Annotated in this window: 21 protein-coding genes; 17 read left to right on the top strand and 4 right to left on the bottom strand. The window is 72.0% G+C overall.

Translation table 11 applies throughout. The annotated features are described in order from the left end of the window. The first annotated feature begins 145 nt into the window (after positions 1–145). Complete coding sequence (locus tag PS467_RS11350) at positions 146–1,600, top strand: alkaline phosphatase PhoX (RefSeq protein WP_311035169.1); 1,455 nt, start codon at positions 146–148, stop codon at positions 1,598–1,600. Between the two features lie 53 nt (positions 1,601–1,653). After that, the gene (locus PS467_RS11345; protein WP_311035168.1) at positions 1,654–2,706 is read left to right on the top strand and encodes an LLM class flavin-dependent oxidoreductase; all 1,053 of its coding nucleotides are present in this window, start codon (positions 1,654–1,656) and stop codon (positions 2,704–2,706) included. 31 nt (positions 2,707–2,737) lie between these two features. Here the strand turns inward: PS467_RS11345 and PS467_RS11340 are convergent, their stop codons facing one another. Continuing rightward, a complete protein-coding gene (locus tag PS467_RS11340; protein ID WP_311039823.1) occupies positions 2,738–3,955 on the bottom strand; it encodes a TerD family protein in 1,218 nt (405 codons plus the stop codon). Positions 3,956–4,050: 95 nt separating this feature from the next. After that, complete coding sequence (locus PS467_RS11335) at positions 4,051–4,989, bottom strand: DMT family transporter (protein WP_311035167.1); 939 nt, start codon at positions 4,987–4,989, stop codon at positions 4,051–4,053. 125 nt (positions 4,990–5,114) lie between these two features. On the opposite strand from PS467_RS11335, the gene PS467_RS11330 reads away from it, so the two are divergent. Then, complete coding sequence (locus tag PS467_RS11330; RefSeq protein WP_311035166.1) at positions 5,115–5,693, top strand: TetR/AcrR family transcriptional regulator; 579 nt, start codon at positions 5,115–5,117, stop codon at positions 5,691–5,693. Here PS467_RS11330 and PS467_RS11325 read toward each other — a convergent pair. Continuing rightward, positions 5,661–6,176, bottom strand: coding sequence for an ATP-binding protein (locus PS467_RS11325; RefSeq protein WP_311035165.1), 516 nt, complete (start codon positions 6,174–6,176; stop codon positions 5,661–5,663). The genes PS467_RS11330 and PS467_RS11325 overlap by 33 nt on opposite strands. 136 nt (positions 6,177–6,312) lie before the next feature. On the opposite strand from PS467_RS11325, the gene PS467_RS11320 reads away from it, so the two are divergent. The 5 genes from PS467_RS11320 to PS467_RS11300 all read left to right on the top strand — a co-directional run bounded on the left by PS467_RS11320 (position 6,313) and on the right by PS467_RS11300 (position 9,954). Further along, a complete protein-coding gene (locus PS467_RS11320) occupies positions 6,313–7,152 on the top strand; it encodes a helix-turn-helix domain-containing protein (RefSeq protein ID WP_311035164.1) in 840 nt (279 codons plus the stop codon). Beyond that, positions 7,149–7,418: a DUF397 domain-containing protein gene (locus PS467_RS11315; protein ID WP_311035163.1), complete on the top strand. Its 270-nt coding sequence runs from the start codon at positions 7,149–7,151 to the stop codon at positions 7,416–7,418. Before PS467_RS11320 ends, PS467_RS11315 begins: the two co-directional genes overlap by 4 nt. Positions 7,419–7,517: 99 nt before the next feature. Next, positions 7,518–7,946 carry a MarR family winged helix-turn-helix transcriptional regulator gene (locus tag PS467_RS11310; protein ID WP_432280735.1) on the top strand — a complete coding sequence of 143 codons (429 nt, stop codon included), beginning with the start codon at positions 7,518–7,520 and terminating at the stop codon, positions 7,944–7,946. Between the two features lie 89 nt (positions 7,947–8,035). Next, entirely contained in the window at positions 8,036–9,400 is a 1,365-nt protein-coding gene (locus PS467_RS11305; RefSeq protein WP_432280734.1) for an MFS transporter, read from the top strand. A 2-nt stretch (positions 9,401–9,402) separates the two neighbouring features. Then, a complete protein-coding gene (locus PS467_RS11300; RefSeq protein WP_311039821.1) occupies positions 9,403–9,954 on the top strand; it encodes a cysteine hydrolase family protein in 552 nt (183 codons plus the stop codon). Between the two features lie 557 nt (positions 9,955–10,511). On the opposite strand, the gene PS467_RS11295 is transcribed toward PS467_RS11300, so the two are convergent. Next, on the bottom strand, positions 10,512–11,333 hold the full coding sequence (locus PS467_RS11295) for an NAD-dependent epimerase/dehydratase family protein (RefSeq protein ID WP_311035161.1): 822 nt from the start codon (positions 11,331–11,333) through the stop codon (positions 10,512–10,514). A 270-nt stretch (positions 11,334–11,603) separates the two neighbouring features. Between PS467_RS11295 and PS467_RS11290 the strand changes: the two genes are divergently transcribed. The 9 genes from PS467_RS11290 (at position 11,604) to PS467_RS11250 (ending at position 21,578) form a co-directional block, all read left to right on the top strand. Continuing rightward, entirely contained in the window at positions 11,604–12,545 is a 942-nt protein-coding gene (locus PS467_RS11290) for a 5-dehydro-4-deoxyglucarate dehydratase (protein ID WP_311035160.1), read from the top strand. Then, a complete protein-coding gene (locus PS467_RS11285; RefSeq protein ID WP_311035159.1) occupies positions 12,542–13,741 on the top strand; it encodes a hypothetical protein in 1,200 nt (399 codons plus the stop codon). The genes PS467_RS11290 and PS467_RS11285 overlap by 4 nt, the downstream gene beginning before the upstream one ends. A 228-nt stretch (positions 13,742–13,969) precedes the next feature. Continuing rightward, a complete protein-coding gene (locus PS467_RS11280; protein WP_311035158.1) occupies positions 13,970–14,608 on the top strand; it encodes a GntR family transcriptional regulator in 639 nt (212 codons plus the stop codon). A gap of 78 nt (positions 14,609–14,686) precedes the next feature. Next, entirely contained in the window at positions 14,687–15,589 is a 903-nt protein-coding gene (locus PS467_RS11275) for a dihydrodipicolinate synthase family protein (RefSeq protein WP_268971308.1), read from the top strand. Then, complete coding sequence (gene araD / locus PS467_RS11270; protein ID WP_311035157.1) at positions 15,586–17,373, top strand: L-arabinonate dehydratase; 1,788 nt, start codon at positions 15,586–15,588, stop codon at positions 17,371–17,373. Before PS467_RS11275 ends, araD begins: the two co-directional genes overlap by 4 nt. 151 nt (positions 17,374–17,524) lie before the next feature. Continuing rightward, positions 17,525–18,451, top strand: a complete 927-nt coding sequence (locus tag PS467_RS11265) for a carbohydrate ABC transporter permease (protein WP_311035156.1) — start codon at positions 17,525–17,527, stop codon at positions 18,449–18,451. Further along, positions 18,448–19,347, top strand: coding sequence for a carbohydrate ABC transporter permease (locus PS467_RS11260; protein ID WP_311035155.1), 900 nt, complete (start codon positions 18,448–18,450; stop codon positions 19,345–19,347). The genes PS467_RS11265 and PS467_RS11260 overlap by 4 nt, the downstream gene beginning before the upstream one ends. A gap of 96 nt (positions 19,348–19,443) precedes the next feature. Beyond that, the gene (locus PS467_RS11255; RefSeq protein ID WP_311035154.1) at positions 19,444–20,658 is read left to right on the top strand and encodes a Gfo/Idh/MocA family protein; all 1,215 of its coding nucleotides are present in this window, start codon (positions 19,444–19,446) and stop codon (positions 20,656–20,658) included. Then, entirely contained in the window at positions 20,655–21,578 is a 924-nt protein-coding gene (locus tag PS467_RS11250; RefSeq protein WP_311035153.1) for a DUF6807 domain-containing protein, read from the top strand. Before PS467_RS11255 ends, PS467_RS11250 begins: the two co-directional genes overlap by 4 nt. Positions 21,579–21,607 lie beyond the last annotated feature (29 nt).

Genomic DNA, 21,607 nt, shown 5'->3' with positions numbered 1-21,607 from the left:
TCGCGGGACGCGACTGCGTGAGGGGCGCACATCAGGGGTCGGCGGCCATTCGTCCGTTGATGTCGCGTTCCGTTCAACTGATGTTCGGTCGAGGGCGGGAACGTAAGGCCGCAGTCCGGAGGACCACCTGCGTTCGGGAGAAGACATGTCGCTCAGCCGAAGAGACTTCGCGAAGCATTCCGCGGCCGGGGCCGGGGTCGCCCTGGTCGGAAGTGCCGGGGTGCTCGGCACCGCGCCCGGTGCGCTCGCCGCTGAGGCGGCCGGGGCGACCGCGGCGGGTGCCGAGGGCCGGCCCGGTCACGGCGGCGCCTCGCTCGGCTACGGTCCGCTCATCGCCGACCCCAAGGGCATCCTGGCCCTCCCCAAGGGCTTCAGCTACAAGATCATCACCCGCACCGGTGAGACGACGCTGGAGTCCGGCGAGTCCACCCCGTCCAACCACGACGGCACGGCCACTTTCGAGGGCTCGCGCGGTGCGACGCTGCTGGTCAACAACCACGAGCTGAGCGGGCCGCGCAGCAAGTGGCCGCACCCGGTCCCGCTGACCGACGGTCTGGTCTACGACCCGGCGGCCTCCGGCGGCTGCACCGTCGTGGAGGTCTCCAAGCACGGCGACCACGTCACCGAGTGGGTCGGCATCGCGGGCACCTCCACCAACTGCGCCGGTGGCCGCACCCCCTGGGGCACCTGGCTGACCTGCGAGGAGACCGAGGACAAGGCCGGCCAGAACGGCATGACCAAGGACCACGGCTACGTCTTCGAGGTCGACCCGCACGACCGCAGGGCCAACCGCGACCCGAAGCCGATCAAGGCCCTGGGCCGGTACGCCCACGAGGCCGTCGTCGTGGACCCGGGGCGCGGCCACCTCTACCTCACCGAGGACGCCTCCGGACCGAACGGCCTCCTCTACCGGTGGGTTCCGCCGCACGGCTTCGAGCACGGGCGCGGCAAGCTGGACACCCTGGCCGACGACGCGGGTGTGCTCCAGGCGCCCAAGTGCTACGACTCCGGCGGCAACTTCGTGGACGACCTCTCGCGCGCCACCAAGACCGGCACGGTCTACGGCGTGGACTGGGAGCCGGTGCCGGACCGCGACGCGAAGTCCGTGTCGGTGCGCAAGCAGTTCGCCGACGGCCAGATCACCCGGGCGCGCAAGCTCGAGGGCATGTGGTGGGCGGACGGCGGTGCGTACATCGTGTCCTCGTACGCCCGCGAGGAGAGCCCGGTCCAGCACGACGGCCAGGTCTGGTTCTACGACCCCAAGCGGCGCACCCTCACCCTCAAGGTGCTGCTCGGCGTCAACCCCGACCCGTCGAAGGACGGCGCCTTCGACGGCCCGGACAACATCACCGTCTCGCCGTACGGCGGGCTGGTCATCGCCGAGGACGGCGAGGGCATCCAGCACCTGTTCGGCGCCACCGAGGACGGCCGGACGTACCCGATCGCGCGCAACGAGCTGAACATCGGCACGGCCGAGGAGCCGGAGTTCAGCGAGTTCACCGGTGTGGTCTTCTCGCCCGACGGATCGACGCTGTTCGCCAACATCCAGGTGCCGGGCATCATGCTCGCGATCACCGGCCCCTGGCGCCGCCAGCGCTGACGCGGCACCCGGCCGGGGGAATCCCGCCGGCCGGGGCGCACGTTGACGTGAGGGTGACCTCACGCCTGCGCACCACCCCCTTCTCCATCCTCGACCGCTCCCGCACCCGCCAGGGCCGGGAGCGGTCGCAGGCGCTGCGCGACACCGTACGGTTCGCGCAAGCGTCCGAGGCCCTCGGCTACCACCGCTTCTGGGTCTCCGAGCACCACAGCGTGCCCGGCGTCGCCGGTTCGGCGCCCACGGTGCTGGCGTCCGCCGTCGCGGCGGCCACGGTCCGCATCCGGGTGGGCACGGGCGGGGTGATGCTGCCGAACCACCGCCCGCTGGTGGTCGCCGAGCAGTTCGGGGTGCTCGCATCCCTCTTCCCGGGCCGGATCGACATGGGCCTGGGCCGCTCCGTCGGCTTCACCGACGGCATCCGCCGCGCCCTGGGCGCCGAGAAGGAGGCCGCGCGGGACTTCGGCGCCCAACTGGACGAGCTGCTCGGCTGGTTCACCGGTGAGCAGAGCGCCTACCCCCAGGTCCACGCCCACCCGGCGGAGGGACTGCGGCTGCCCGTCTTCGTCCTGGCCACCGGGGCCGGCGCGGACCTGGCGGCGGAAGCCGGGCTGGCCCTGGTGATCGGCGATCCGCGGGGCCGGGACGAGATGCTGCGCGCGATCGACCGCTACCGCACGGGCTTCCGCCCCTCGGCGTGGTCCGCCGCGCCGTATGTCGTCGTCTCGGGCAATGTCGCGGTCGCCGGGACCACGGAGGAGGCCCGCCGGCTGCTGCTCCCCGAGGCGTGGGCGATGGCCCACTCCCGCACCCACGGCGTCTTCCCGCCGCTGGCCCCGGTGGCGGAGATCGAGGCCCGGGAGATGACCGAGAAGGAGCGCGGCTTCTACGAGCAGGGCCTGCGGGGCCAGCTGTACGGCACGGAGGACGAGGTCGCCGCCGCGCTCGAGGAGCTGATCGAGCGCAGCGACGCGGACGAGGTGCTGGTCACCACGAGCACCTACGACCGCGAGGCGCTGCTGGACTCCTACCGCCGCCTGGCCCGCGTGGCGGGCCTGTCCACCGCGCCTGCCGAGGCCGTGGACCGGCCACGGCACGCGGTCGGATGAGGACCACCGCCGAGTGGCGGTGGGACGGACCTCAGAGGGCCTTGCCCGCGGGCTTGGCCATGCCGCGTACGGTGCGCGAGTCCACGTACTCGCCCATCGCGGTCATCTCCCACTCGCCCGAGAACTGCTTGATCAGCTTCGCCATCATCACGCCCGTGCGCGGCTCGGCGTGGGTGAGGTCGAAGCGGACCAGCTCCTCGCCGGTCTGGGCGTCGAGCAGGCGGCAGTACGCCTTGGCCACGTCGGTGAACTTCTGGCCGGAGAAGGAGTTGACCGTGAAGACCAGGCCGGTGACCTCGGGCGGGAGGCCGCCGAGGTGGACGGTGATGGACTCGTCGTCGCCGCCGCCCTCACCGGTGAGGTTGTCGCCGGAGTGCTGGATGGCGCCGTTGAGGATGGCCAGCTTGCCGAAGAAGCAGGCGTCGATCTTCTTGCGGTCGACACCGAAGGCGATCACGGACGCGTCCAGGTCGATGTCCTTGCCGCGGAAGGCGGGCTCCCAGCCCAGGCCCATCTTCACCGAGCTGAGCACCGGGCGGCCGCCCTTGACCAGGGAGACCGTCTGGTTCTTCTGGAGGCTGACCCGCCCCTTGTCCAGGTTGATCTTCCCGGTGGCCGGCGCCGGTGCGGCGGCCGGCGGCGCGGCCGGGGGAGCGGGCGGCGGGGCGGTCGGCATGGGCGGCGGGGGCTGGAAACCGGCGGGCGGACCGCTCGGCGGGGGCGGCGACTGGGTGGCGTGGGCGGCCGGGACGGAGGGCTCCTCGACGGTCACCCCGAAGTCGGTGGCGATGCCCGCCAACCCATTGGCGTAGCCCTGCCCGACCGCGCGCACCTTCCACGCCCCATTGCGCCGGTACACCTCCACGACCACCAGCGCCGTCTCGCTGCCCAGGCGCGGCGGGGTGAAGGTGGCGATCACGGCACCGTCGTCGGCGCCGCGCACGGTGGCGGTCGGCTCGGTGCCCGCGAAGGTCGCCCCGGGGGCGTCCAGGCTCGCGGTCACCACGATCTTCTCGATATCGGCGGGCACCGCGCCGGTGTCCACGGTGATGGTGTCGCCCGCGCCCGCCGTGCCGGCGCGGTGGGTCACCCCCGGTCCGGCGGGCTGGTTGTAGAAGACGAAGTCGTCGTCGGAGCGCACCTTGCCGTTGGTGGTGAGCAGCAGGCCCGATACGTCGAGCCGCACCGGAGCGGTCACGTCAACCGCCACGCGCGCGACGGGGAGGGGGAGGTTCGAGCCGGGTGTCATAGCGGTCATGCCCGGGGTAACGAACGTCCCCGCTTTACGGTTCCTTGACCTGCGCCCGATTCCGTCCGCGCCCCGGACGCCTCGCGCATCGCGCGCTACTCGGCCGGTACCCGTGACACCGCTCGATCACGGACGGCCCCCTCCGCGAGCCGCCGCGCCGATCGGTCCGGGCGCCGTACGGTCGCGGCCGTCACCCCGATCACGCACACCGCCATGCCCGCCACGGCCGTCCACCCCGGCGCGTCGCCGAACATCGCGTACGCCCACACCAGCGTGGTCGGCGGCGTGAGGTAGATCAGGGCGCTGGTGCGGGTGACGCCGCTGCGGCGCAGGCTCAGCCAGTAGAACCCGTAACCGCCGACCGTGGAGAGCAGGAACGTCCAGGCCACCGCCGTCCAGAAGCCCCCGCTCGACGGGGGCGCGGCATGGCCCCCGGCCAGGGCGACCCCGGTGAACAGCACGGCGCTGACGAGGCAGTGCAGCGGCAGGGCGTCCACGGGGCCGAGCGGCGCCCGCGCCCTGCGTTCGAGGAAGCTCGCGGCCAGCAGCGCCGCCATCGCCGCGAACGGCAGTCCGTACGCCCAGACCGGGGCGGCCGCGGTGCCCGCCGCCAGATCGCCCTGGACGACGAGCGCGACCCCGCCGAGGCCGATGGCCAGCCCCGCCCACTGGCGCGGGCTGACCCTCTCCCCGAGCAGCCGCCCGGCCAGCGCCCCCGCCGCGAGCGGCTGCAACGCGGCGATCAGCGCGGTGGTGCCGGACGGGACGCCGAGTCCGACCGCCCACACGACACCGCCCAGATAGCCGCCTTGCGAGAGCGCGCCGATCGCCGCCTGCTCGGCGATGGCGCGCGGGCGCGGTTTGCGGCGCCTCAGCAGCGCCCAGGCGCCGCCCAGCACCGCCGCCGCCGCGATGAACCGCCACATCAGCAGGGTGTCGGCGGTGGCCTCCCGGGTGCCGAGCTCGGCTCCGATGAAGCCGGAGCTCCACATCACGACGAGGCCGATGGAGGTGATGGCGGTGCTGATGGGCATGGGTGTCGTCCTCGCTTCGGGTCTGATCGGGTTCCGGGTATACCGATCTGTTTAGTACCTCGCGTCCACTAGACTAAACAGATCGGTATACCTTTCCGTCAACCCCGATCGGAGGTGATCACGGCATGCAAACGCAGAGGGAAGCGCTCACCCCCGCCGCGCGCCGCGTCCTCGACGCCGCCGCCGAGCTGTTCTACGGGCAGGGGATCAACGCGGTCGGCGTGGATCTGATCGCCAAGCGCGCCGGAGTCACCAAGAAGACGCTGTACGAGCGCTTCGGCTCCAAGGAAGCGCTGATCGCCGCGTATCTGCGGGAGCGCGACGAGCGGTGGCGGGCCTGGCTCACCGCCGAGGTCGAGAAGTCGCCCCCGGCGGAGCGCGTCCTGGCCACCTTCGACGCCCTCGCGGCGTGGATGCGCCGCGAGAACCCGCGCGGCTGCGGATTCGTCAACGCGGCGGCCGAACTGCCGGACGCCGGCCATCCGGCCCGGCAGGTGATCGCCGACCAGAAGCGCTGGCTGCGGACCTATCTGCGGCAACTGTGCGAGGAGGCGAACGTGGCCGCCCCCGATGAGCTGGCGGACGAGCTGCTGCTGCTCCACGAGGGCGCCACGGTGCTGTACGGCCTGGCGGCGGTCGCCGATCCGGTCGGCATCTCACGTCGGATGGCCCTACGGGCACTGGAGCGGGCCGGAGCGGTCTGAGGGCTTGGTCTCGGTCGCGATCTCGGCCCACACGGTCTTCCCGGGTCCGCCGCCGGGCCGGGGCCCGACCGCCCAGCGCTCGGCGAGCCGCGAGACGAGGAACAGACCGCGCCCCGTCTCGGCATCCGGCGCGGCGGCGGTGGCGGTGGGCGCGGGCCGCTTCTCGGTGCGCGTGTCCGACACCTCGATCCGGATCGTCCCGCCCGCGTCGCCCAGCGGTGCGGTCAGCCGTACGTGGAAATCCCGCCCCGGCACGCGGCCGTGCCGTACGGCGTTCGCGGCCAGCTCGCTCGCGATCAGGGTCACGGTCTCGTTGGGGCCGGAATCGTACGGGTAGCCCCACGCGGCGAGCCGGTGCGACACGAGCCGCCGAGCGAGGCGCGCACCGCGCGGCGTCGAGGTGAAGCGCATGGCGAACTCGCCGGGCGCGGGCGTTGGTTGTCCCTGGTTTGTCCCTCGTGAGGGGGCATTTTCGGTCGTCATGGGCACGAGCCTTGCGGTGGCGTGCCTAGCCTGACCAGCAAGCGCGTAACTACGGAGCGTGTCTGTAGGGGCGCGGCGGGTTGGTGTCGGGACTGTCGGCCGTGACCTGCGGTCGGCGCGGCGGAGGTGACGGGACATGGCGAGTGCGGGGCGGCCGGAGTTGCCGGACGGGGAGGATTCCGGGGCGTTCATCAAGAGCTTCGGCCTGCAGATCAAGCTCTTACGGGAGCGCGCGGGGCTCACACAGGTGGAGTTGGGCTCGCGCGTCGGCTACGGCGCGGACCAGATCGCGGCGGTCGAGCAGGGGCGGCGCATCCCCAAGCCGGAGCTGATCGACAAGGCGGATGAGGTGCTGAGCGCCGGGGGGCTGTTGAAGGCGATGAAGGGGGAGGTGGCGCGGGCGCGGTATCCGGCGTTCTTCCGCGATGCGGCGCGGTTGGAGTTGGACGCGATTGAGCTGCATGCGTACGACACGCTACTGGTGAACGGCCGGTTGCAGACCGAGGAGTACGCGCGAGCGGTCTTCACCATGTGGCGCCCGCTATTGGATGAGGAGACCATCGAGCAGCGCGTCGCTGCCCGACTCGCGCGTCAAGAGATCTTCTCCAAGTGGCCCGCGCCGTTGATGAGCTTCATTGTCGAGGAATCCGTACTTCAACGGCCGATCGGTGGCAGGCAGGTGCTTCGGGGACAGTTGGAGCAGTTGCTGCTGATTGGCCAGAAGCGGAACGTCGAGATCCAGGTGATGCCCACGGATCGGGGCGACGATCACGCGGGTTTGGGAGGTCCGTTGACACTCATCGAGACGGCCGGGCAGCAGCGGGTGGCGTACGTGGAGGTGCAGGAGGTCAGCCGTCTGCTGGTCGAACGAAATATGGTCCGAGCAATGCATGCTCGCTATGGGATTATCCGGGCGCAGGCTCTCACCCCAAGGGAGTCGCTGGCCTTCATCGAGAAATTGCTAGGGGAAGCATGAGCGTCGAAGAGACAGCTGGCGGCATAGGCGAGCTGGCTTGGTTCAAGAGCAGCTACAGCAGCGGTGCAGGGGGCGAGTGCGTCGAAGTTGCCATGGATTGGTGTAAGAGCAGCTACAGCGGCAGTGAGGGCGGCCAGTGCGTCGAGGTCGCCGCGTGCCCCGGCATCGTGCACGTCCGGGACAGCAAGGACACCGACGGCCCGAACCTTACGTTCCCGGCGCATGCGTGGGCCGAGTTCGTAGGGTTCGCGGGCGCGAGCGCTTAGCGCACTTCTGAAAACGCGCAGCCCAGGCTGTTCAGTTGCAACTGGACAGCCTGGGCTGAAGAAATTACCGTGAGGGGCATGACAGAGACCCCTCGCGGCATGTCCGCGTCCGCCGTGCGCGCCGCGCATGAGATCCGCGTGGTGATCGGCCGGCTGCGGCGGCGGTTCAAGGAGACGTACGACAACGAGGAGCTCACCCCCTCTCAGACGTCCGTGCTCAGCAGGCTCAGCAAGGAGGGTCCCGCCTCGACGAGCGATCTGGCGGCGGCCGAGCGGGTCCGGCCGCAGTCGATGGCGGCCACGCTCGGCGCGCTGGACGAGCGCGGGCTGATCCAGCGGCGCCCCGACCCTCATGACGGGCGGCGGCAGCTGGTGTCGGTGAGCGAAGCCGGCGGCGCGTTCCTGGCCGACAAGCGGCGGGCGGGCGAGGAGTGGCTCGCCCGGTCCCTGGAAACCGGCTACACGGAAGCGGAACGGCAGACCATCCTCGAGGCGCTGGCCCTGCTGGACCGGCTCACCCGCGCGTGATCGCGCGGCTCGCCCGGCTCGTACGACGACGACAGGCCACGGCGGACGCGGACAAGGAGAGCGCCTTCGACCGGAGGCTCCTGGCCCCGATGATGCTGGGTTCGGTGCTGAACCCGGTCAACTCCTCGATCATCTCGGTGTCGTTGGTGCCCATCGGCGCCGCGTTCGGGGCGCCGCCGTCGCAGACGGCCTGGCTGGTCTCCGCGCTCTATCTGGCCACCGCGATAGGCCAGCCGGTCGTGGGGCGGCTGATCGACCTCTACGGACCGCGCCGCCTCTTCCTCGTCGGGGCGACGCTGACGGGGATCGCGGGGCTGATCGGGCTGCTGGCCCCGAACCTGGGCGTGCTGATCGTCTCCCGCGTGGTGCTCGGGTTCGGCACCTGCGCGGGCTATCCGGCCTCGATGTCCCTCATCCGCAGCGAGGCCCGGCGGACCGGCCGGGACAGCCCCGCCGGAATCCTCGCGGCGCTCGCGGTCGCCAGCCAGACCGTCGCCGTCGTCGGCCCGCCCCTGGGCGGACTGCTGATCGGGCTCGGCGGCTGGCGCACCACGTTCGCCGTCAACATCCCCCTGGCGGTGGCCGGTCTGGTCCTCGCCGTCCGGCGGCTGCCCAAGGCTTCGCCGAAGGAGCGGGCCGGGAAGGGCGTCCGGCTGGACCTGCCCGGTATGGCGCTGTTCGCCGCCATGCTCGTCTCGCTGCTGCTGTTCCTGATGGAGCCCCGGTCCGACCGCTGGTACCTGCCGGTGCTGATGGCGCTGGCGGCGGCCGGGTTCGCGGTGCGGGAGCTGCGGGCGGCCGAGCCGTTCATCGACCTGCGGGTGTTCGGCGGCAATCCGCCCCTGCTGCTCACCTACGGCCGCGCCCTCCTCACCTCCGTCGTCTCCTACGTCTTCCTGTACGGCTACACCCAGTGGCTCCAGGACGGCCGGGGGTTGACGGCGTCACAGGCGGGGCTGGCCCAACTGCCGCTGTTCCTGACCGGTATCGCGGTGTCCTCCGTGACCGGGCGCCGCGCCGAGGTGCGCGGCAAGCTTCTGGTGGGCGGGGTGGCGCAGATCGCCGTCTGCGTCCTGCTGCTCCTGCTCCAGCCGCACAGCGCGGTGTGGCTGCTGATCGCCGTCGCGCTCGTCTTCGGCGTACCGCAGGGGCTGAACAACCTCGCCCTCCAGAACGCGGTGTACCACCAGGCCGATCCGGAACGGATGGGCGCCTCGGCGGGGCTGCTCCGTACCTTCCTCTACGTCGGCGCGATGGTCGCCTCCAGCGCCAACGGCGCCTTCTTCGGCGCCCGCGCCGACACCGCCGGGCTGCACGGCCTGGCCTGGTTCATGCTCGCCGTCGCCGGGCTGTTCCTGGCGCTCACGGTCGTGGACCGCTCGCTGGGCCGTATCGGGTCCGGCGATTCCTCCTCTTCCCGAGAACCACAGCAGCGAAAGGCGTCGACAACGTGACCGTGAACAACACCGCTCTGCTCGCGATGGACCTCCAGGCGGCCATGGTGAGCCACATCAGGGACGCCGGCTACCTGCCGCGCGTGCGCCGCGCGATCGACGCCGCCCGTGCCGCCGGGATTCCGGTCCTGCACGTCGTGGTGGGCTTCCGGTCCGGTCGCTCCGACATCTCCGACCGCAACAAGGCGTTCAGCGGCCTGCCCGAGGGCGCGTTCAGTCCCGGGGACCCGAACGCGGCCATCCACCCCGATGTCGCACCCCGGCCCGACGAGGCAGTGATCACCAAGAAGCGGGTCAGCGCGTTCGCCGGGAGCGACCTGGAGCTGGTTCTGCGCTCCGGCGGTATCTCCCACCTCGTCCTGGCCGGTATCGCGACCAGCGGCGTCGTCCTGTCCACCCTGCGCCAGGCCGCCGACCTGGACTACCAGCTCACCGTGCTGGCCGACGGCTGTGCCGACCCGGACGAGGAGGTCCACCGGGTGCTCACCGAGAAGGTGTTCCCGCGTCAGGCCGAGGTCACGACGGTGGAGGAGTGGGCCAAGACGGCTCGCTGAGCGGTTGAGGCTGGGCGGTTGAGGCTGGGCGGCTCGGTTGAGTGCGGCTTTCGTCTCGCGCCTTCGGCGCAATTGAGCAGGGGCGGCGGGGGTGGGGGGCGCGGCGCCGCCGCCGTCCGCCGGGCCCGTGGGTGTGGGCGCCGGTGGCGGTTTCCGTGGCCGGGAGCCAGGGCCGTCGCCGGGCTGCCGAGGGGGGTGGGGTACCCCTCCGGAAACTGCTTGACAAATTAGTTGCGTCAGATCAAGCGTCTTTTGGAGGGGTACCCGGAGGGGCCGCCCCAGGGACCACCGGGCCGCACTCCGGATCGGCCGGGCCCCGCGCATCGCCGAGCCGCCACGGCCCTGACACCCCACCGGCCCGGCGGCCGGCGGCGGCGCCGCGCCCCCCACCACCGGACCCATGCTCAAAACCACCTCGCCTCGGTGAGCGGCGCCCCCACGCACAAGGACGCGCCCGGAAACCTCAAGGGTGCGCCCGCTCAAGGGCGCGCCGCCTCAAGGGCGCGCCCGGAAACCTCGACTCCGCGCCCGGAAACCACAACCCGCGCCCCAATGCCTCAACGCGGCCAGATCGGCGGGTTGGTGCAGAACGCGCCGCCGAGGTACTCGTGGTCGGGGTTGCCCGGCTCCAGCTCCCCCTGCTCGGCGATCAGCTTCGCGGCGTACGGCTCGGAGTCGTCCCTCGGCTCGTACCCCAGGGCGCGGGCCGAGGAAAGGTCCCACCACAGGCGGGTGTTGGCCGAGCTGCCGTAGACCAGGGTGTAGCCCACGTTCTCCGCCGTAAGGGCGGCGTGGAGCAGCCGGGCGCCGTCCGCCGGGCTCATCCAGATGGACAGCATGCGGACCGTCGTCGGCTCGGGGAAGCAGGAGCCGATGCGGATGGCGACCGTCTCGATGCCGTGCTTGTCCCAGTAGAGCGAGGCCAGGTCCTCGCCGAACGACTTCGACAGGCCGTAGAAGGTGTCGGGGCGGCGCGGGGTGTCGAGCGGGATGAGCGCGTCGCCGGACGCGGGGGTCTCGGCCGGGCGCGGCGTGAAGCCGACGGCGTGGTTGCTGGAGGCGAAGACGATCCGGCGGACGCCCGCCTCGCGGGCCGCCTCGTACAGGTTGTACGTGCCCTCGATGTTGGCCCGCAGGATCTTCTCGAACGGGGCTTCCAGGGAGATGCCCGCGAGATGGATGATCGCGTCGACGCCCCGTACGGCTTCGCCCAGGGCGTCCCGGTCGGACAGATCCGCGGTGATCGCGTCCGGCTCGCCCTCGATGGGGAGCTGGTCGAGCAGCCGCAGCTGATATCCGTACGACGGCAGCAGCTCGCGCATCAAGGTGCCCATGCCGCCGGCGGCGCCGGTGAGGAGGACGGTGCGGGGAGCGGGCATGGGCGGATCTCCTCCGTAAGGGGCTTATCGGGTCATGCGATGCGCGGACGTGAACGTATGGGGTTTTTATTCGTGTATGTGGTTCAGATTCATGGACACCGTAAGGATCGACGGATGGACCGTCAAGGGTGCGTGCCCCGTCCGCACCCTTGACCGGTGACAGAGGGCTGCCTTACGGTGAGCGCGTTCACGAATGTAGATGACGATCAGAAACGTGCACACTTCGTCGGCGGCTGACGGCGGGTCCGTGTACGCGACAGGGAGAAGCCCGTGACCTCGACTTCACTCGGCGAGCGCCTTGAGGGTCTGCTGTTCTTCCCCGTGACCGCCTACGGTCCCGATGGCGCCCTGGACCTGGAGGTCTACCGCGCGCACGTGCGCGCCGGGATCGAGGCGGGGGCGGGGGCCGTCTTCGCGTGCTGCGGCACCGGCGAGTTCCACGCCCTGACCCCGGAGGAGTTCCACGACTGCGTCGCGGTCGCCGTGGAGGAGGCCGCCGGGCGGGTGCCGGTGGTCGCGGGCGCCGGGTACGGGACCGCGCTGGCGATCCGTTACGCCAAGCTCGCCGAGCGCGCCGGGGCGGACGGGCTGCTCGCCATGCCGCCGTATCTGGTGGTGGCCGACCAGGAAGGGCTGATCCGCCACTACAGCGCCCTCGCGGGCGCCACCGACCTCGACATCATCGTCTACCAGCGGGACAACGCCGTCCTCACCCCGCAGTCCGTGGCCCGGCTCGCCAAGGTGCCCGGCGTCATCGGCCTCAAGGACGGCATCGGCGACCTCGACCTGATGCAGCGCATCGTGAGCGCGGTGCGGGCGGAGGACGAGGGCGCGGACTTCCGCTACTTCAACGGGCTGCCGACCGCCGAACTGACCGGCCTCGCCTACCGCGGGATCGGCGTGACGCTCTACTCCTCCGCCGTCTTCTGCTTCGTCCCCGAGATCGCCCTCGCGTTCCGTAAGGCGCTTCTGTCGGGCGACGACGCGACCGTCAACAAGCTGCTCGACGGCTTCTACCGGCCGCTGGTCGAACTCCGCAACCAGGGCCGCGGCTACGCCGTGTCGCTGGTCAAGGCGGGGGTCCGGCTGCGCGGGCTGGACGTGGGCGAGGTGCGGCCGCCGCTGAGCGAGCCCAGCCCCGCCCACGTCAAGGAGCTGGCCGAGCTGATCGAGCGCGGTATGGCGCTGATCGGAGACGGTGAGGCGCGGTGAGAGCCTCCGCGTTCGTCTACCCCTGGGACGTCGTCGGAGACCCGGACGCCGCGCGCCGCATCGCCGACCTCGGCGTCCAGCAGGTGACCCTGGCCTCCGCCTACCACTCCACCCGGGCCCTGACCCCGCGCCACCCGGACCACCGCGTCGTCACCGCCCGGCACGCCGCCGTGCTCTACCCGCCGGACGCCGAGCGCTGGCGGGGCCGCGAGCTGCGCCCGTACGAGCAGTCGTGGGTGCCGGGCGACGACCCGTACGGCGAGGCGGCCGCCGCGCTGGCCGACGCCGGGCTCGAGGTCCACTCCTGGGTGGTGCTCGCGCACAACTCCCGGCTGGGCGAGGAGCACCCCGGGATCGCCGTGCGCAACGCCTATGGCGACCGCTACCCGTGGGCACTGTGCATCGCCCGCCCCGAGGTGCGCGGCTATCTGGTGGACCTGGCCGCCGAGGCCGCCGTGCGGCCCGGCACCCGGGGGGTGGAGCTGGAGTCCTGCGGCTGGTACGGACTCGCCCATCTGCACGCCCACGACAAGATCGGCGGGGTGCCGCTGGGCGGCGCCGGCCAGTACCTGATGTCGCTGTGCTTCTGCGAGAGCTGCGGTGCGGGCTATGCGGAACTCGGGGCCGACGCCGAGGAGTTGCGCCAGGCGGTCCTGCGCGCCCTGCGCCCGGTGTGGGCGGGCGAGACCACCGCGGACGGCGGTGACCGCGCGGGGGAGTGGGCCGAGGTCGTCAAGCTGCTCGGCGCCGACCACGCCGCGCTCTTCGCGGCCTGGCGGGACCGGATCGCCGGGGGTCTGCGGGCCGAGGCCGTGGCCGCCGTAAGGGCCGCGGCGGAGAAGGATTTCCGGGTGCTGCTGCACGCCGACCCGGCCCCGCACCGGCTCGGCGCCAACGTCGGCGTGGACCCGGCCGAGGTGCTGTCCCAGGCGGACGGCGTCGTGCTGCCGTGTACGGGGGGCGAGGCAGCACGCTCGGCGATCCTGCCTCCCTTCGTCCCGCACCGGACCGAACGGACCGTGCTCGCCGCCAACTTCACGGTGGTCACGGGGATGGGCGGCAGCCCGGCGACGCTGGCCCAGGACGCGGCCCACGCGGTGGAGCTCGGCGCGGACGAGATCCGGCTGTACCACGCGGGCCTGGCCTCGGACCAGGACCTCGCGGCGGTCCGCACCGCCCTGGCCGAGCTGAGCTGAGCGCTGAGGTCCGGCCCGGAACCTGCCGCCCTTCCACGGTGGCGGGTTCCCGGGACGGCTCGGCAGATCACCGGAGTGCCCGGCATGTGGCGGCCTGCACGATATTCCGTCAGAACCGTTGACGAAGCCCCGGGGCCGCCCTAACTTCATCGCGTCGTACTTCGTACGTCATATATGAGACGCGATATGCGAATTCTGCGAGCCATCCGAGCCACTTGAGAGCCGTCCATGGACATCGCACCGAGCCCGATCCCCTCCCGTACCCAGTACGTGCAGGAGGCGGTCAAGCGCGCGATTCTCACCGGGCAGCTGCGCCCCGGGCAGCCGCTGGTGGAGGCTGAACTGGCCGCGCAGTTCGGGGTGTCCAAGACGCCCGTACGGGAGGCGCTCAAGACGCTCGCGGGGCGTGGGCTCGTGGTCATGAGCGAGTACAAGGGGGCCACCGTCAGGACCGTCGACACCGCGATGGCACACGCCGTCTACGATGTGCGGCTGCTCCTGGAGCCCGAGGCGCTGCGCCGGACCGTCGCCGCCGGGGCCGGGCTGGAGGACGCCGGGGCCGCGCTGGAGCGGTCGGACGCCGCCGCCGATCCGGCCGGCCGGTCGCTCGCCAACCGCGATTTCCACCGGGCCCTCTACCGGTCCTGCGGCAACCCCCTGCTGACCCGGATGCTCGACGAGCTGCGCGACCAGGCGGCGCTGGTCTCCGCCGTCGCCTGGCAGGCGGTGCCCTCCTGGGAACAGGAGGCCCATGAGCACCGGGAGATCCTGGCCCGCGCGTGCGACGGCGACGCCGACGGCGCGGCCCGCGCGCTCCACGACCACATCGCCTCCTTCGTCCAGCGCGCCTTCCCGAAGGGGGAGTAGCACCCGGCGGCCCAGGCCGCCGGCCCCAGCACCATCCGAACAACCCGCCCGATGCCGACATCGAGAGAAAGGGTTCGTATGGACTACTCACCGCTGAGGACGGCGCTCGCGGACGTCGTGGCGATCCCGGTGACTCCGTACGACGCCGAGGGCGCGGTGGACCGCACCGCCTACCGCGCCCTGCTCCGCCGGCTCCTCGACGGCGGGGTCAAGGCCGTCACCCCGAACGGCAACACCGGGGAGTTCTACGCCCTCACCCTCGACGAGCGCCGGCTGGTCACGGAGCTGGCCGTCGAGGAGGCCGCCGGCCGGGCCGCCGTCCTGGTCGGCGTCGGCCATGACGCGGCCACCGCGGTCGAGGCCGCCCGCCACGCCCGCGCGGCCGGGGCCGACATGGTGATGGTCCATCAGCCGGTGCACCCCTACGTCGCCCAGGACGGCTGGATCGACTACCACCGCACCATCGCCGAGGCCGTCCCCGAGCTGGGCGTGGTGCCGTACCTGCGCAATCCGCTGATCGAGGGCGCGGCGATCGCCCGGCTCGGCGAGGAGTGCCCCAATGTCATCGGGCTCAAGTACGCGGTCCACGACGCCACCCGCTTCGCCGCCGTGGCGCGCGAGGCCGGGCTGGACCGGTTCGTCTGGGTGGCCGGGCTCGCCGAGCTGTACGCGCCCTCGTACTGGGCGGTCGGCGCCACCGGCTTCACCTCGGGCCTGGTCAACGTGGCCCCCACCCTCTCGCTCGACATGCTGGGGGCACTGCGCGCGGGGGACTATCCGGGCGCGATGAAGGTGTGGGAACAGGTCCGGCGGTTCGAGGACCTCAGGGCCGAGCGGCAGTCCGCCAACAACGTCACGGTCGTCAAGGAAGCGCTTGCTGCCATGGGCCTGTGCCGGCGCGACGTCCGCCCCCCGAGCAAGCCGCTGCCCGAAGCCAGACGCGCGGAGGTCGCCGCGATCGTCGAGGGGTGGTCGGTATGAGCACCCCGGTCGGGACGGGTACGGGTTCCCCGGTCGGGACCGGTACGAGCGCCCCGGTCAGGAGACGCAGACGGCCCGAGGAGTTGCGCAGCCACCAGTGGTACGGCACCGAGGGCCTGCGCTCCTTCAGCCACCGCGCCCGCACCCGCCAGCTCGGCTACCTCCCCGAGGAGCACCTGGGCAAGCCGGTCATCGCGATCCTCAACACCTGGAGCGACATCAACCCCTGCCATGTGCATCTGCGCGACCGCGCCCAGGCGGTCAAGCGCGGCGTCTGGCAGGCGGGCGGTTTCCCCCTGGAGTTCCCGGTCTCCACGCTCTCCGAGACCTTCCAGAAGCCCACCCCCATGCTCTACCGCAACCTCCTCGCCATGGAGACCGAGGAGCTGTGCCGCTCCTATCCGGTCGACGGCGTCGTGCTGCTGGGCGGCTGCGACAAGTCCACCCCGGCGCTGCTGATGGGCGCGGCCAGCGCCGACCTGCCGGCGGTCTTCGTCCCGGCCGGGCCGATGCTGCCGGGGCACTGGCGCAACGAGGTGCTGGGCTCGGGCACCGACATGTGGAAGTACTGGGACGACAAGCGGGCCGGGCTGATCGGCGACTGCGAGATGGCCGAGCTGGAGCGCGGACTGGCCCGCTCCCCCGGTCACTGCATGACGATGGGCACCGCCTCCACGCTGACGGCCGCCGCCGAGGTGCTGGGCGTGACCGTGCCCGGCGCCTCGTCCATCCCGGCCGTGGACTCCGGGCACGACCGGATGGCCGCCGCCGCCGGACTGCGCGCCGTCGAGCTGGTCTGGCAGGACCTCAGGCTCTCGGAGATCCTCACCCGGGAGGCGTACGAGGACGCGGTCGCGACCGTGCTCGCCCTCGGCGGCTCCACCAACGCGGTGATCCATCTGATCGCCATGGCGGGCCGGTCCCGGGTGCGGCTCACCCTCGACGACTTCGACCGGATCGCCCGTACTGTCCCCGTGCTGGCCGATCTGCGGCCCGGCGGCCGGTACCTGATGGAGGACTTCCACTTCGCGGGGGGACTGCCCGGCTTCCTCTCCCGGCTGACCGACATCCTGCACCTGGACCGCCCCACCATCGCCCACACCACGCTGCGCGAACAGCTGGACGGCGCCCTGGTGCACAACTCCGAGGTGATCCGGGAGCGTGACAACCCGCTGGCGGAGGAGGGCGGGGTGGCGGTGCTGCGCGGCAACCTGTGCCCCGACGGCGCGGTCATCAAGCACATCGCGGCCGAGCCCCGGCTGCTGAAGCACACCGGGCCGGCCGTGGTCTTCGACGACTACCGGGCGATGCAGGCCACCATCGACGACCCCGGCCTCGGCATCACCGAGGACAGTGTGCTGGTGCTGCGCAACGCCGGTCCGCTCGGCGGCCCCGGGATGCCCGAGTACGGGATGCTGCCGATCCCCGACCATCTGCTGAAGCGGGGGGTGCGGGACATGGTGCGGATCTCCGACGCCCGGATGAGCGGCACCAGCTACGGGGCCTGTGTGCTGCACATCGCGCCCGAGTCGTACGTGGGCGGCCCGCTCGCCCTGGTCCGCGACGGCGATCCGATCACCCTCGATGTCGCGGCGCGGACGCTGCGGCTGGAGGTGGACGACGCCGAACTGGAGCGGCGCCGGGCGCGGTGGACGGCCCCGCCGCCCCGCTACGAACGCGGCTACGGCGCGCTCTACCAGGAGCAGATGACCCAGGCCGACACCGGATGCGACTTCCGCTTCCTGGCCCGCCCAGGGGCGGTTCCCGAACCCTACGCGGGCTGACGCACACCCTCTGAGCAGCCCGTATCCATCAGCGCACGATTTGTTCGTCATATCGAACGCCATTCGGTAAGCGCTTCACAGCAAGCGCTTCACCCGCCCTGCTCGTACCTGTAAGACCCGCCCGTGCACCTCTGAGAACGGAGAAGCAGTCATGGCCGACGCCGTGGCGAAACCACCCCGGGTCACCCGGCGCCGTACCGGAGGACCGCCCCGCCGCCTCCCGTATCTGCTGATCGCCCCCGCCGGGCTGCTGATGCTGGGCTTCATCGCCTATCCGATGCTCAGCGTCCTCTACTACAGCCTCCAGCACTACAACGTCACCAAGCCCTGGCGGAACGGCTGGGCCGGCTTCGCGAACTTCACCCGCGTCTTCACCGACGATCCGCAGTTCTGGGACACCCTCGTCTTCAGCGGCAAATGGGTCGTCACCGAGGTGCTGCTGCAACTCCTGCTCGGCCTCGCGCTCGCCCTGCTGGTCAACCAGACCTTCCTGGGCCGCGGCCTCGCCCGCGCCCTGGTCTTCTCGCCCTGGGCCGTGTCCGGGGTGCTGACCACCACCATCTGGATGCTGCTCTACAACCCCTCGACCGGCATCAGCCGCTATCTCGCGGACGCCGGGATCGGCACCTACGGCACCTCGGTGCTCTCCGACACCGGGACCGTCTTCTGGGCCGCCGTGGTCGCCGAACTCTGGCGCGGCGTCCCGTTCTTCGCGATCCTCATCCTCGCCGACCTCCAGTCCATCCCGGGGGACCTGTACGAGGCGGCCTCGGTCGACGGCGCGGGCCGGGCGCGGCGGTTCTTCCACATCACCCTGCCGCACCTCAAGGACGCGATCATCCTGTCCACGCTGCTGCGCGGGGTGTGGGAGTTCAACAACGTCGATCTGCTCTACACCCTCACCGGCGGCGGACCGGCCGGGCAGACCACCACCCTTCCGCTGTACGTCGCCAACACCGGGATCAACGGCCATGACTTCGGCTACGCCTCCGCGCTGACCACCGTCGCCTTCGTGATCCTCCTCTTCTGCTCGATCCTCTATCTGCGCCTGAGCAAGTTCGGAGGCGACACCACGTGACCACCGCACTCGCCGAGCAGGGCACCCCGCCCGCCCCCGCGGCCGCCCCGCCGCCCGCCGCCCGCGCGAAGCGCCGGCGCGGGCTCGACCAGGGCGTACCGCGCTGGCAGATCTATCTGCCGCTGTGCCTGTACCTGCTGTTCACCCTCGTCCCCTTCTACTGGATGCTGCTGTTCGCGCTGCGCCCCGCGGGCTCGAACGCGCTGGTGCCCTGGCCGGTCACGGGTGAGCACTTCCAGAAGGTGTGGAACGAGCGCAGCTTCGGGATCTTCTTCCAGAACAGCATGATCGTCGGCGTCGCCTCGCTGGTGATGACGACGGCGGTCGCGCTGGCCGGCGGCTATGCCCTGGCCCGCTTCGACTTCCGGGCCAAGAAGGGCTTCATGCTGGCGCTGCTGGCCTCGCAGTTCATCCCGGGCGCGCTGATGCTGGTGCCGCTCTTCGAGATCTTCAAGAACCTCCAGATGATCAACTCGCTGGGGAGCGTGGTCATCGCGGAGACGGTCTTCCAGCTGCCCCTGTCGATCATCCTCATCAGCGGCTTCATCAAGAACGTGCCGGTGTCGCTGGAGGAGCAGGCGTGGGTGGACGGCTGCGGCCGCTTCCGGGCCTTCTGCGCGGTGGTGCTGCCGCTGCTGCGCCCCGGGCTGATCGCGGTCGGCTCCTTCGCCTTCGTGCACAGCTGGAACCACTTCCTGTTCGCGCTGATGTTCCTCAGCTCCCAGGACAAGCAGACCATCCCGGTCGGCCTCAACACCCTCATCGGCGCCGACAGCGTCGATCTGGGCGCGCTCGCGGCGGGCGGGGTGATCGCCGCGGTGCCGGTCGTCATCGTCTTCGCCTTCATCCAGAAGTGGCTGATCACCGGCTTCAGCGCGGGAGCGGTCAAGGGCTGACCGGCCCGGCCGGGAGCCGGCCGGTCAACAGCCGACCGGAGCCGACGCACCCGGTCAGCGGCACAACCGTTCGTGAACGAGCAAGGAGGTCCGAGCATGGACATGGCGCACCCCGGAAGCCGCGGGGAGGCACCGGCCGACGAACCGATACCCGTCGTCCTCGCGGGCGCCCGCGGCCACGGGCGCTGGCACCTGGACAACATCCGCCGGCTGGCCGCCGAGCGGAAGGTCCGGCTCGCCGGAGTGTGCGAACTCCGTCCCCTCACGGCGACGGAGCTGGGCGACGGGCTCGGCGAGCCCGAACAATCCGCCGACCTGCCCGCACTTCTGGCCCGGACCGGCGCCCGGATCGCCGTCATCTGCACACCGATCCACACCCACGCCGACCTCGCCCTCGCCGCCGCCGAGCGCGGTGCGCACCTTCTGCTGGAGAAGCCGCCCACACCCTCGTACGCCGAATTCACCCGGTTGAGCGAAGGGCTGCGCCGGTACGGCACCGCCTGCCAGATCGGCTTCCAGTCGCTCGGCTCCCAGGCCCTGCCCGCCATCCGGAAACTCGTGTCCGACGGCCGCATAGGGGCGATCCGCGGCATCGGCGCGGCCGGGGCGTGGGCCCGCGACGAGGACTACTACACCCGCGCCCCCTGGGCCGGACACCGCACCCTCGACGGCCGTGACGTCGTCGACGGGGTCCTCACCAACCCCCTCGCCCACGCCGTCGCCACCGCCCTGAGCCTCGGCGGCGCCGACCGGGCCGAGGACGTGGCCGGTATCGAGCTGGAGCTGTACCGGGCCAACGCCATCGAGGCCGACGACACCTCCTGCGTACGCGTCCGCACCACCGGCGGCACCACGATCGCCGCCGCCGTCACCCTGTGCGCGGAGGAGCCCGGTGAACCGTATGTGACCGTCCACGGCGACCGGGGCCGGATCACCCTCTGGTACAAGCTGGACCGGGTCCGCGTCGAACGCGACGGAGCGCCGCCCGAGACCACCGACCACGCGCGCACCGACCTGCTGGACAACCTGGTCGCGCATCTGCGCGACGGCACCGAACTGCTCGTCCCACCGGACCGCACCGGCGCGTTCATGCGTGTCGTCGAGGCGGTCCGGACCGCCCCCGCACCGGTCCCGCTGCCCGCGGACGCCTGGCGCACCGAGCCCGGTGCGGGCGTCACCGCGCGGGCCGCCAAGCGGCGCGTGGTGACCGGCATCGACCGACTGGTCACCGCCGGCGCCGAGCGCCTCGCCCTGTACTCGGAACTGCGCGCCCCCTGGGCCGCACCCCCCGCGGAGGTCCCGCACCCATGACACCTCTGACCCCCTCGAACCCGCTGACCCCCAACCCGCTGCCCCCGTCCAACCGGCTGACCCCCTCCAGTCGGCTGACCCCCTCCAACCCGCTGACCCCGTCCCTCACCCGCCGTCCCCCGTGCACCGTGCTGCGCCATGAGGGCCGGATCGTCGGGTCGTACGTGCACCGCCCCCAGCTGCCCGGCACGCTCGCGCCACGCCCGTATCTGCACCCCGTGCGCACCCTGGGCGGCGCCACCGTCACCGGGCTGCGGCCCGCTGGACATCCGGCGCACCTGGGCGTGTCCATGGCCGTCCCGGAGGTGGCGGGACGGGACTTCCGGGGCGGTCCGGGCCGGCTGGACCACCAGGGGAGCCAGCGCCATCTCAGCTGGCTGCTGCGCGACCCCGACGGGTTCGTGGAGGAGCTGTCGTGGACGGCCGGCGGGCGGCAACTGCTGCTGGAGCGCCGCACGGTGGCCGTACGGGCCCTCGGCACGGGGTGCTGGGCACTGGACTTCACCTCCGCCCTCACCAATGTGACCGGCCGGGAGATCGGCATCGGCGCCACCGACCACGCGGGCGGCTTCTGCTGGCCCCTCCCGCGGCGTCCCGAGCCCGCGCACGTCTTCAGTGCCGACGGCGAGGGCGAGGCGGCGGTGCACGGACGGCCCGCGGACTGGCTGGCGCTGGCCACCGACGACTGGACGCTGGTCTTCGCCGGAGCGACCGGCGACACCCGGGCCGACCCCTGGTGCGTGCGCACCGGGGAGCACCCGGCGGTGGGCTCGGCCCTCGCCTGGGAGCGGCCGCTGCCGATCGCCCCCGCCGACACCGTCACCCGGCGCATCGTCACCGCCGTCGCCGACGGCCGTCTGGACCGCCCCGCCGCCGCCCGGATCGCGGGGCAGCTCTCCGACAAGGGGGCCGCCGTATGAGCCACCGCCGTAGGAGCGGACGCGCCCCG

This window comes from Streptomyces luomodiensis (assembly GCF_031679605.1).
Lineage (GTDB): Bacteria > Actinomycetota > Actinomycetes > Streptomycetales > Streptomycetaceae > Streptomyces > Streptomyces luomodiensis.
The sequence above is the reverse complement of the archived record's forward strand: the minus strand, read 5'-3'. Positions and strand labels throughout refer to the sequence as shown.